Annotated in this window: 7 protein-coding genes and 1 pseudogene; 4 read left to right on the top strand and 4 right to left on the bottom strand. The window is 60.9% G+C overall.

Annotated features, from left to right (window positions below):
• Nucleotides 1–29: 29 nt before the first annotated feature.
• Nucleotides 30–767 (bottom strand): HAD family hydrolase, encoded by a 738-nt coding sequence (locus DLM86_RS28125; RefSeq protein ID WP_110843385.1) that lies wholly within the window; start codon nucleotides 765–767, stop codon nucleotides 30–32.
• Between the two features lie 124 nt (nucleotides 768–891).
• Here DLM86_RS28125 and DLM86_RS28120 point away from each other — a divergent pair, with 124 nt between their 5' ends.
• Complete coding sequence (locus DLM86_RS28120; RefSeq protein ID WP_110843384.1) at nucleotides 892–1,194, top strand: hypothetical protein; 303 nt, start codon at nucleotides 892–894, stop codon at nucleotides 1,192–1,194.
• Nucleotides 1,195–1,281: 87 nt separating this feature from the next.
• Here DLM86_RS28120 and DLM86_RS28115 read toward each other — a convergent pair whose 3' ends face one another.
• A complete protein-coding gene (locus DLM86_RS28115) occupies nucleotides 1,282–5,823 on the bottom strand; it encodes a glutamate synthase-related protein (RefSeq protein WP_110843383.1) in 4,542 nt (1,513 codons plus the stop codon).
• A gap of 200 nt (nucleotides 5,824–6,023) precedes the next feature.
• Here DLM86_RS28115 and DLM86_RS31845 point away from each other — a divergent pair, with 200 nt between their 5' ends.
• The gene (locus tag DLM86_RS31845) at nucleotides 6,024–6,257 is read left to right on the top strand and encodes a hypothetical protein (protein ID WP_146250318.1); all 234 of its coding nucleotides are present in this window, start codon (nucleotides 6,024–6,026) and stop codon (nucleotides 6,255–6,257) included.
• Between the two features lie 425 nt (nucleotides 6,258–6,682).
• Here the strand turns inward: DLM86_RS31845 and DLM86_RS28110 are convergent, their stop codons facing one another.
• A complete protein-coding gene (locus DLM86_RS28110; RefSeq protein WP_110843382.1) occupies nucleotides 6,683–8,014 on the bottom strand; it encodes a glutamate-1-semialdehyde 2,1-aminomutase in 1,332 nt (443 codons plus the stop codon).
• 853 nt (nucleotides 8,015–8,867) lie between these two features.
• Nucleotides 8,868–9,827, bottom strand: a pseudogene (locus DLM86_RS33265) (LCP family protein); the annotation flags it as partial.
• A gap of 276 nt (nucleotides 9,828–10,103) precedes the next feature.
• Between DLM86_RS33265 and DLM86_RS28100 the strand changes: the two are divergent.
• Nucleotides 10,104–11,180, top strand: a complete 1,077-nt coding sequence (locus DLM86_RS28100) for an ABC transporter ATP-binding protein (RefSeq protein ID WP_110843380.1) — start codon at nucleotides 10,104–10,106, stop codon at nucleotides 11,178–11,180.
• A complete protein-coding gene (locus tag DLM86_RS28095) occupies nucleotides 11,173–11,967 on the top strand; it encodes an ABC transporter permease (protein WP_110843379.1) in 795 nt (264 codons plus the stop codon). The genes DLM86_RS28100 and DLM86_RS28095 overlap by 8 nt, the downstream gene beginning before the upstream one ends.
• The last annotated feature ends 5 nt before the right edge of the window (nucleotides 11,968–11,972 follow it).

Below are 11,972 nucleotides of genomic sequence, written 5' to 3'. Positions count from 1 at the left end.
AACGAAGCTTTCTCGCTTCGCTTCCCTCATCAAACCAAGCTGTACCGCTCGATCGCCGGGGGCACGTCCATCAGCTTCGGCAGACGAAGAAACGCCCGTTTCGGCTTCACGTCGATGTCGATCACGTTGAACTGCCATTCCGTAATCGCCGGAATGTGGATCGCGTTAATGCCCGTCTCGAGAGCCGGGAGCACGTCGGTCCGCAGCGAATTGCCGATCATCCACGTCTTCGCGCGGTCGAAGCGATGCTTGGACAAGATCGACTCGAGCACCGCCGTCGTTTTATGCGAGGAGACGAACAGCCGGTCCCCAAAAAAGGCGTCGAGTCCCATCTGCTTCACCTTCTTATGCTGAATCGCCGACTCGCCGCCCGTATACAGAAACAGCTCATGCCCCTGCACCCTCAAATGCTCCAGCGTCTCCGCCATATTCGGATAAGGCTCGATGTCCGGAAACTCGTAAACGCTCTTGCCCAAATCGTACAGCCGCTTGCGCTCCGTCTCGCTCGGCTCCCGGCCGGTTACGGCCGTATAGTGGTCGTACGTCTGAACGAGCGAATCGGGGAAATGATCGGCGACGAAACCGAGCTTATGGACGCCCGCCGAGTCGAATTCGTACTGCTTGCGCTTGATTTCGTCCGCCTGCAGCGAAAAGCCGTTGAACCAGGTCGTCATCAGATCGGCGAATTGATCGAGGACGTCGTCGAAATATTTGTTGCAATGGATGAGCGTATCGTCCAAATCGAATAAAATCGTCTGTTTTCTCATGGTGCGTTCGCCTCCCTGCTTGAGTGCTTCTTGTGTCGGGTAAAGTAAGTTCAATTGTAACACGTTTTCCGGGACATCCTAAAGAAGATTTCGTAAATATTGGCGCAGGAAGAAGGTGGACAGCATGAACAGATGGGCGACCGCGGTCGCAGCGGCGCTGCTGGCATTGACGATGGCCGGCTGCCGGCAGTCGAACTACCGGATGCAGGAGCAGCAAAAGCCGGATCAGGACCAGCGCGGCATGAAGGACGAACGGTATTTGGAAAACCGCGTCAACACGAATATTCCGCAAGGCGGCACGTCCCCGGAGGACGACTACAAGGCGCAGCAAAATATACGCCCCGGCGATGCGAACGGCGGCAACCCGCCGACGCGGCAGGACGACAACATCGTCGAGCCGAACTCGATGCGGCAAATTCATCATTGACGCGGCTCGAACCGCTGAGCGAAAAAGCCCCCGAAGGCGTCTGCGACGCCCGGGGGCTTTTCGTATGCATGTTCCCGTTCCGATCGATTATTCCGTCGCGACCGATTGGTCCGCTTGCATGCCTACCGGCGAGATGCGGACGAAGTTCGCGTCCAAATCGCCGAGCAGCGCGTCCACCTTCGCCGCCGCTTCCGTCTGGCCGGACGCTTGCAGCTCTTGGCGGTATACGCCGAGCAGCTCGGTCAGGTCGGCACGGCTTTGCGGGCCGAGCGGCTGGATGCTGACCTTCGCGCCTTTGGCGACGCGGCGCTCGATCGCCTTCGTATCGAGTCCCATCTCCGGCACGAGGCGCTGGTAAATGACGCCTCCGGTCATGCCCGCGCAAATCCACGGACCCGGATCGCCCATGACGACGGCGCGGCCGTTCGTCATGTACTCGAACGCGAAGCCTTTCAGGTTCGCGCGGCTCGCGATGGAACCGAGCTCGTCTTGCAGCGGCTGCGTCATTTCACCGCCGAAAATCACGTCGGCGCCCGACAGCCGGATGCAGGCGCGGGAGTCGGCGCCGCCTTGGACGATAAACGTTCCCTTCTGCGCGCCGTAGCAGAACGACTTGCCGACGGAGCCGTCGATGTAGACGCCGTGCTTGCCGGGTGCTTTCAGGATGGCGACCTTGCCGCCGAGCGACATTTTGCCTACGCCGTCCTCGGCGCCGCCGTGAACGGTAATGTTCACGCCGCGGGCGTTGAACGCCCCGAGGCCGTTGCCCGGTACGGAGCCGTCCGTCAGGACGAGCGACGCTTCCGGCAGCTTGTCGTAGCTGCCGTCGAACCGGTCGCGGACGCGGTGGCTCGAGAAGCGGGTGCCGATAATGCGCGATTCGGCGTCGATCTTCGACCATCTGCGCTCGACCGATTTGTTGTACGACAGCGAATCCGGATAAAACTCCTGTCCTTCCGCGCCGGCCGCGATGCGGATATCCGACGATACCGCGGCAGCCGCTTCCGCATGCGCTTGAGCCGCCTGCAGGAACGACAGCGGAGCCGGACGAAGCAGATCGGACAAGTCGATGCGCTCGAGATGGGCTGTCTGCTGCAGCAGGTCGGAGCGGCCGACGAGCTCCTGCGCGCTCTTGAAGCCGAACTTCGCCACGATGTCGCGGATTTCGTCGCCCATTCCGCCGAACAGACGGACGAGGGAGTCGACGGCGAGATCGAATTGGCGCGGCACGAAGCGGCGCAAGCCTTTCTCCTCCGCTTCCTCCATCGAATCGATTTGCGTCGCGATACCGACGTGGCACGTGTCCAGATGGCAGCCGCGGCAAGTCGTACAGCCGATCGCCTGCATCGCGATGCTGCCGAAGCCGACGCGGTTCGCGCCGAGCAGCATCATCTTGACGACGTCCGCGCCGGACTTCATGCCGCCGTCGGACCACAGCTCGACCTTATGGCGGAGCCCCGCTTCGATCAGGGCGACGTGCGCCAGCTTCGTGCCGATCTCGGTCGGCAAGCCGACGTGCGTCAGCGAGTGGACGCGGGCCGCGCCCGTGCCGCCGTCGAAGCCGGAGAGCGTAATGACGTCGGCGCCGGCTTTCGCTACGCCTACCGCGATCGTGCCGATGCCCGGTACGACCGGAACTTTGACGATAATTTGCGCTTTGCGGCCGCTCGCTTCCTTCAGCTCGGAAATGAGCTGGGCCAAATCCTCGATCGAGTAAATGTCGTGGTTGTTCGACGGCGAAATCAGATCGGAGCCGATCGTCGCGTTACGGGCGGCGGCGATTTTGGCCGTTACCTTCGAGCCCGGCAGGTGACCGCCTTCGCCCGGCTTCGCGCCTTGGCCGATCTTGATTTCGAGGAACGCCACCGCGTTCGCCAGCTCCACGTTTACGCCGAAACGGCCGGAAGCGACTTGCGCGCCGCGGGTCCGCTTATAGCGGCCGAGCATATCTTTGATCTCGCCGCCTTCGCCGTTCATCGTCACCATGTTCAGACGCTCGCCGGCTTCCGCGTAAGCGCGGAACGCGGTTTCGTTCTGCGAGCCGAACGACATGGAGGAGATGAGCATCGGCAAGCTGTGCTGGCCGACCGAGATGTCGACGTCGGACGGATCCAGCGGCTTGTTGCCGGATTTGGCGAAATCGAACTCCGCCACGTGGCGGATCGAGATCGGATTTTTCTTCTCTTCCTCTTGAAGCTTGTCGCGGTATTCGCTGTAAGGCGCTTCGCCCGAAGCCGCGTCGCCGAGCGCTTTCCACATCCGTTGGAAGAAGCGGAAGTTCTTGGCCGCCTTCGCCTTCGGATTATGGAAGTCCGCATAGCGGGCTTCGGCGTCCTTCTCCAGCTCGGCGTAGCCGGTGCCGGCTTTGTCGCTGCCCAAGTAGTTGACGATGTCGAGCACTTCGGCCAGCTCCGGCTTGAGGCCGATCGCCGAGAAGAAGCGGGTGTAGCCGCGCAGCTCGTGCGTACCGATCGTGGAGATGACTTTTTCCAGCCCTTTTTGCAGCGTCAGCAGCACTTTGCGCGCCGAGGCTGCGCCTTCCTTGGCGGCGGCCGTCTCGAACAGGATGTACGGCGAGACGATTTCCGCGCCGAGACCGCAGGCAAGCGCGATGTCATGCAGGTTGCGGATCGCCGCGGAACGGACGGCGATCGAAGCGTGGCGGCGCAGGTTGTCGCCGGAGCCCAGCTTGACGGCGCGCAGCGCGATGTCGATTTTGGAAATCGCGAGATGCGGGTCCATCCACAGATTGTCGTCCTGGTGCGCGTTCGCGTCGTCCAGCAGCACCAACACGGCTCCGCCCCGAACGGCCGCTACCGCTTCTTCCGCAAGACGGTCGAGGGCGGCTTTCAGCGAAGTGCCGCGCTTGAACGTGACCGACAGCGTCGCGACCGCGTCATCGCCCTGCTTGCGGCATTCGGCGATAATCTGCTCGAGCGACATATGGCCGATCTCTTCCTGCGAGCCGATGCCGTTCTCGCCTTCGAGCACCATCGGCGCCATAATTTCGAAGCGGGCCGATTCGTTCGGCTGTCCGTACACGGACGGGCGGCGTCCGATGACGACGCGGGTCGAAAAGTGCTCCTGCTCGCGGTCGCGGTCGATCGCCGGGTTCGTGACGACGGCCACGCTTTCCTTGATGAAATCCGGGATGTTTTGACGCTCCCAATGGATCGCGGCGTGAGCGGAATCGTGGCCGAGCGAACGGATCGGCTCGGCGCCCGTCTGCGCCATCGATTCGATCATTTGGATGCCGTCGCGGTCCCAGCCGAACGCGCTGTACACGTTGTCGGTCGCAACCACTTTGGCGAACGGTTGAACGGCCGCATCCGTCTTGCCGAACGCCAGATGCTTGCGCATCCCTTCGATGCCGATACGCTTCTTCGTGCGCTCGAGAACGGCGTTTTGCACTTCGGCATAAGGCACGACGCGAACCGGCTGGCCGTTCGTCAGCACGACGCCGATTTTTTCGCCCGGGGCGATCGGCTTCGGCTCGGCGACCATTTCGTCCACGGTGATGACGCCTTGCTCGGACGAGAAGTAGAGCGACGTTTCGCTCTCGACCATCCATACCGGACGCAGACCGAGCGCGTCCACGCTGAAGATGCACTCGTTGCCGTAACGGGAGACGATGCCGGCCGGACCTTGGGCATAGTGGCCCCAAATTTGGCGATAATACATATACAAGTCTTGAAGCTCCGGACGGAACAGCTTGATTTCGTTATGAATCGGCGGGAAGACGAGCTCCATCGCCTCGAACAGGCTCATGCCGAACCGGTGGATGAACGTTTCGATCGTCCGGTTCATGTCCTGCGAGTCGCTGCCGCCGTCGACGAGCGGGACGCCGACCATTTCGGCCTCGTAGCGCATTTTCTTGATCGTGTTGATTTCGCCGTTGTGGCCGAGCAGGGAGAACGGCTGCACCCGGAAAAAGTTCGACAGCGTATTTGTCGAGTACCGGTTATGGCCGATCGTCACTTGAGCGGCGAACAGCGGATCCTGCGTGTCTTTGAAATATTTCGGCAAAATGCTCGCCGCGCCCATGACTTTGTAGGCGGCGGTTACGTTGCTGAGCGAAGCGACGTGAACGTTGAAGCGATCCTCGATCGCCACGTGCAGCTCGAACAGATGGTCGGCGACGACGACATCCCCTTGTTCGCACAAGGCCGCCACCTGCCAGAAGCACGGCTCGTCGAGACGTCCGCTTTTGCCGAGAACGCTGCTGTCCGTCTGCGCTTCTTGCTCGATCAGGATGCGGATGCCGCGCTCTTGGAACATCGAGCGGATGATCGTTTGAATTTCGGCGACCGACTGATCCAGCTTGCGCGGAATGAAGATGTGCGCGATCGAGAAGCGCGGGTCGTGCGCGAGATCGGCGGACAGGCCGGCGTCTTGCAGACGCTTCGCCCACAGTGCGCGCGGAATGTCGGTCAATATGCCGCAGCCGTCGCCTTCGCCGTCGATGAAGCCGGAGCGGTGCTCCATTTTCACGAGCGCTTCGATCGTTTTGCGAATGTTGTCGCGGGACGGGTGGCCGTCTTTTTCGATAATGCAAATAATGCCGCAGCTGTCGTGCTCGGTTTTTAAGAGGTCTTGGAATCGACCTTCGTTGATCATGATTTCGTTCATAGCGTTTTTCAGCCGGCTATTGCCTATGCTTGAATAGAACCGGCCTACTGCACCTCCTTGTAGGGTTGGGAAAGCACGCCGCGAGGCGATTCGGGCAGGTTCGATTCATCGTTTATACGGTTATTGTCGCATGATTTCAAACCGATCGCATCGGTTAAAAAGTTCCATCGGATCGTTCGTTCGTTGGAAAGGGTTAAGGATTGGGATTTGGTTTCAAAAGGTTATGGTTTCGGCGGATTGGTTTCAAAGGTTTTGGTTTAAGGGTTTATGGTTTTTGGTTTCAGTGGTTTATGGTTTCAATGGTTTTGGTTTCAATGGTTTTTGGTTTCAATGGTTTTTGGTTTCAATGGTTTTTGGTTTCAATGGTTTTTGGTTTCAATGGTTTTTGGTTTCAATGGTTTAAGGTTAAAGGTATAAAAGATGGTTTAGGTTAATGGTTTTGGGTGTTTATGAAAAACGTCAAAGACGTCTCTCAACGATCGGGTTCCGGCCGTCGGTACCAAAATAACTTGCGATCATGCGGGTCGGCATGGCCGATTGCGAGCGGCATCCGCGTATTCTCAGGGCGGGGGAAGCGAATCGGTTTCGGACCGGCCGGGGGCCGAAAACGCGCTTCGTTCGAGAAAGGAGCCGGATGCGCCCGGCCGTCGCCCGTGAGGGCGAAACGGCGTGGGGGGGTAAATCGATACTAATGATCATAACACGAAATTTCGGATCGTACAATCCGGTGGAGCTAATTTTCTGAAAAGTAAGCGGTTCCTTGAACGGAAAGGCGGCATAAATCGTTCATTATCGGGCAACGCGATAAAAAAACACGAACAAACGAGTAGAATTGAACTCGTTCGTTCGTGTTTTGCTTTTAAGCTTGGGCCATGGCGGCGAAGGCGCGATCGGCGGCCGCGATCGTTTCGTCCACATCCGCCTCCGTATGCGCGATCGTAAGGAACCACGCTTCGTACTTCGAAGGGGCCAAGCAAATGCCTTGCTCCAGCATGAGCCGGAAGAAGCGGGCGAACCGGTCGCCGTCGGCCCGCTGCGCATCCTCGTAGCTGCGGATCGGATGATCGCAGAAGTGGGTCGAGAGGGCGCCGCCGATCCGGTTGATCGTCAGCGGCACGCCGTGCCGGCGGGCGCCTTCGGCGAGCCCCGCCTCGAGCCGCGACGCCAGGGCGTCCAGCTTCGCGTAGACGCCCGGCTGGCGCAGCGTCTTGAGGCAGGCGATGCCGGCGCGGATGGACGCGGGGTTGCCCGCCATCGTCCCGGCCTGATAGGCCGGACCGAGCGGGGCGACCCGCTCCATGATGTCGCGCCGGCCGCCGTAGGCGCCGATCGGCAGGCCGCCGCCGATAATTTTGCCGAGCGCGGTCAAGTCCGGCTCGATCGCGGCGAAATCGGGGAAGCCGCCGCCGGCGAACGTCTGCGCCGCTCCGAAGTGGAAGCGGAACCCGGTGATGACTTCGTCGTAAATGACGAGGGCGCCGTGAGCGCGAGCCATCCGGCACAGCCCTTCGAGGAAGCCCGGCTCGGGCATCACCATGCCGAAGTTGCCGACGATCGGCTCGACCATGACGGCCGCCGTCTCGCTGCCCCACCGGTCGAGCGCCAGCTCCAGCGCGGCCAAGTCGTTGAACGGCACCGTGATCACCTCGTGCGCGATGCTGACCGGAATGCCCGCGCTGTCCGGAATGCCGAGCGTGGACGGACCGGAACCGGCCGCGACGAGCACCAGGTCGGAATGGCCGTGGTAGCAGCCGGCGAATTTGATGATTTTGTCGCGGCCGGTGTATGCCCGGGCGACGCGGATCGTCGTCATGACCGCTTCCGTGCCCGAATTGACGAAGCGGACTTTATCCAGCGACGGGATCGCTTCCTTCAGCATGCTTGCGAAAACGTTCTCGTGCGCCGTCGGCGTCCCGTACAGCGTTCCGTCCGCGGCCGCCTTGCAGATCGCTTCGGTTACGTGCGGGTGCGCGTGACCGAGAATGATCGGCCCGTACGCCGCAAGGTAATCGATGTACCGGTTGCCGTCGACATCCCAGAAATAGGCGCCTTGTCCCCGCGCCATAAAGACGGGGGCGCCGCCGCCGACCGCCTTGAACGAGCGGGACGGGCTGTTTACGCCGCCGACGATGTGCCGCTGCGCTTCTTCATATAATTGTTCCGACCGGGGCCGGTGGCGAATGTCGCTCATCTTCGATCCATCTCCCATTCAGGCTGAATGATAGGGCGATACCGTTCGAGTCCGATCCCGCCCCTATGTAACTTGAAAACGTAACGTGCCGTCCATGAACGCACCTTCTTATTGTACCACGGACAACACCGCCGCGATGAGCGCCGCAAACAAAAAAAAGCGGCCATTCGGCCGCTCCGCTCGTCGCTCAATACGTCTTCGCTCCCGTCGGCGGCACCGTCGACGCCGCAGGCTTGCCGCCGGTCGTGGAGCCGCTCGTCGCCGCTCCGCCGGTGGCGCCGCCCGTACCGCTGCCGCCCGTCGCCGTGCCGCCGCCGTCGCCGGTTGCGGACGTCCCGGCACCGGCCCCCGTGCCTGCCGCCGGCGGCGTCGCGGTCCCGCCGCCGCTTCCGGCCGCTCCGCCCGTCGCCGTGCCGCCGCTTCCGGCGCCACCGGTCGCGCCCGTCCCGGCGGTGCCGGACGTCGCCTTATCGCCGGTCGGCGTCGTCGCCGTCCCGGTTCCCGGTTTCGTCGTGCCGCTTCCGGCCGTCCCGCCGGAAGCCGGCGGCTTCGCCGTACCCGAGCCGCTCGTCGCGGGCGTCGTCGACTTCGTCCCGCCGGACGTCGCGCCGCCTGTGCCGGTGCCGCCGGTCGTCTTCGTCCCGGTGGTGCCGGAGCTGCCGCTCGGCTTGACCGTGCCGGTCCCGCTCGTCCCCGTCGTCGCTTTGGTACCGCCGGTGCCGGACGAGCTCCCGCCAGTCCCGGATTTGACTCCGGACGAGGAGGAGCCGCTCGTGCCGGTCGACGTGCCGGACTTGATCGCGCTGCCGCTCGTCCGTCCGTCGTCCTTGTCGTCGGCGTACTCCAGCCCGGACGGGTTGGATTCGCCGTTCAGCTGCTCCTTCACGTATTGCAGCAGCTTCGCCTTGTTCACGGTGAGCACCGAAGCGCCACCGACGTTGCTGTCCTGCAGCAGGCTGGACGGCGGAATTTGCACGCCGGTAACGCCCTGCGCCTTCACCTCGAACCCGAGCGATCCGAGCTTGATCATATCCGTAATCGACATGTTCGTCGTAATGTACGGATCGATTTTGTTCAAGATCGAAGGGAGCCGCAGGATGGAGGACGTCGTCTGCATTTTGTCCGCCACGGCCGTCATAAACTTGCGCTGGCGCTCCGTCCGCGTAAAGTCCGACGTCGCGTCATGCCGGAACCGCACGTATTGGAGCGCGGTTTTGCCGTCCATATGCTGGAACCCTTTTTTCAAATTGATGTCGAATTCCGGCTCTTCCGAATCGCGGTACTTCATGTCCTTCTCGACGTCGATGTCGATGCCGCCGATCGCGTCCACGAGCGCCATAAATCCTTGGAAGTCGGTATAGACGTAATATTGGATCGAGATGCCCAGCAGCTCGCCGACCGTCCGCATCGCCAGGTTCGGTCCGCCGAGCGAAAAGGCGGCGTTGACCCGGTCTTCGCCGTGGCCGGGAATTTTCACGTACGTATCGCGTAAAATCGAGAATAAGTGCGCTTTTTTCGTCAGCGGGTCAATCGAGGCGACCATGATCGTGTCCGAACGGGGTACTTCGTTTTTGGACGTCCCGCGCGAATCCGCCCCCAGCAGCAAAATGTTGACCCGCTCCTTGCCCTCCCACTTGGGCGGGGCCTCCTCCGTCGCGCTCATGTTTTGCGTTTTGAATTGGCCGAGGAACGGGTCGTCCTTCTTCTCCTGAATGTTGGTGCCGAACTGGTAAAACGAATATCCATAATAGCCGACGACGCAGAGGATGACGGCCGTGCAGGCCAAGGCGATCCATTTCGCTTTTCGCCACATGGGCTTTCACTCCTTTCGTCCGGTTCACTTTCCCTTCGCGCACCGATCGTGTATCATTAAATTTCGAGTAAGTTCAACAAAATTAATTTGTCCAAAACAGGGAGCCTTATCAATCATTATACGTGCTCGCCGATTCCAGCCGCAACTTTATCCCTTGTCCGGCATGGGGTCGGCGTGTCGGCGGCCGGTATGCGTCTTCCGTTAAACGATTCGGTCAAGTTCGACGTTTTCGGGGGTCCTTGTCGGAAGCGCTCGTTTTATGTAGGAGGGACCATAATGTCTGACGCGGTCAATGCGATAAAGGTTCAAAAATTGCGCAAACAATTTCAAGTGCAAAAGAGCCGGGAAGGGCTGAAGGGCGCCCTCCGCGACTTGTTCAAGCGGGAATATACGACGGTCACGGCGGTAAAGGATATCAGCTTCGCCATTCCGAAAGGGGAAATATGCGGCTATATCGGGGAGAACGGGGCGGGCAAATCGACGACGATCAAGATGCTTACCGGCATCCTCGTGCCGACATCCGGCGAAATCGAAGTGGGCGGGTTCGTTCCGTATAAGGAGAGGGAAAAATTCGTCCGCCGCATCGGCGTCGTTTTCGGCCAGCGAAGCCAGCTGTGGTGGGATATCGGCGTCATCGAGTCGTTCCAGCTGCTGCGCAAAGTGTACCGGGTCGGCGAGAAGGAGTACAAGCTCCGGCTGGACGAGCTGACGGAGCGGCTGCAGCTCGGCGATTTGCTGAACCGTCCGGTGCGCAAGCTGAGTCTCGGCCAGCGGATGCGGTGCGAGCTTGCGGCGTCGCTGCTGCACAATCCGGACATCCTGTTTCTGGACGAGCCTACGATCGGACTCGACATCGTCGTGAAAACGGAAATCCGCGAATTTCTGAAATCGATGAACCGCCGGTACGGGACGACGATTCTGCTCACCACGCACGACCTGCAGGATATCGAAGCGCTCTGCTCGCGGGTCATCATGCTAGACGACGGCAATATTATCTATGACGGCAATCTGGACGAGCTGAAGACGCGGTGGGGCAAAGGACGGGAGCTGTCGTTCCGGCTGCAGACGCCGGTCGCGCTGGACGATTTGGAACGGCTGACCGAAGGGCTGGGCGTCGCGTGGTCCAAGGAAAACGACCTGACGGCCAAGGCGTGGGTGCCGTTCGAGGCGGCTCCGGTATCGGTCGTGCTGAGCCGGGTCGTCGGCGCGATCGAGGTAGGGGACGTCAGTATTTTGGAGCCGAATACGGACGATATCGTCCGGGAAATTTACAAGGCCGGCTCGGCGGAGACGCGCGGCGAATCGACGTCCTCTCCGGCGCCGCAAGGAACGGGAGCGGGCCGTCATGCTTAGCGCTTACGCCGATCTGATCCGCATCCGCTTCATGATGATGCTCGCCTACCGCGTCAACTATTACAGCGGCATTCTCATCTATGCGCTGAATATCGGCGCGTACTATTTTCTGTGGAAGGCGATATACGGCTCGAGCGAGTCGCTCGGCGGCATGTCGGTGACGCAGATGACGACGTACGTCGCCGTGTCGTGGATGGCCCGGGCGTTTTACTTCAACAACCTCGACCGCGAAATCGCGAACGAAATTCGCGACGGCAGCGTAGCGATTCAGTTCATCCGTCCTTATAACTATTTGGTCGTCAAAATGATGCAGGGGTTCGGGGAAGGGCTGTTCCGCTTCTTCCTGTTCTCGATTCCGGGCATGATCATCGCGTCGCTGCTGTTCCCGGTCGGCCTGCCGACGGACCCGGTCGTCTGGCTCGTTTTCTTGATCATGCTGTTCTTCAGCTTCCTGATCAATTCGCAAATCAACATATTGACCGGACTGTTCGCCTTCTTCGTGGAAAACAACGAAGGGATGATGCGGATGAAGCGGGTCGCCGTCGATCTGTTCTCCGGGCTCATCATCCCGGTGTCGCTGTTCCCGGGCGCGCTCGCTACCGTCCTGCAATGGCTGCCGTTCCAGGCGATCACGTATTTGCCGGGCTCGGTGTTCACGGGGCGCGTGACGGGCTCCGCCGCATACGAAGCGTTCGTCGTCCAGCTCGTCTGGTTCGCGCTGCTGCTCGTGCCGATCTGGTGGATGTGGCGGCAGGCGCGCAAGCGGCTGTTCGTCCAAGGGGGGTGAAGCGG

Origin of the sequence: Paenibacillus flagellatus (assembly GCF_003217775.1) — a bacterium.
GTDB classification, from domain to species: domain Bacteria; phylum Bacillota; class Bacilli; order Paenibacillales; family NBRC-103111; genus Paenibacillus_AB; species Paenibacillus_AB flagellatus.
The sequence above is the reverse complement of the archived record's forward strand: the minus strand, read 5'-3'. Positions and strand labels throughout refer to the sequence as shown.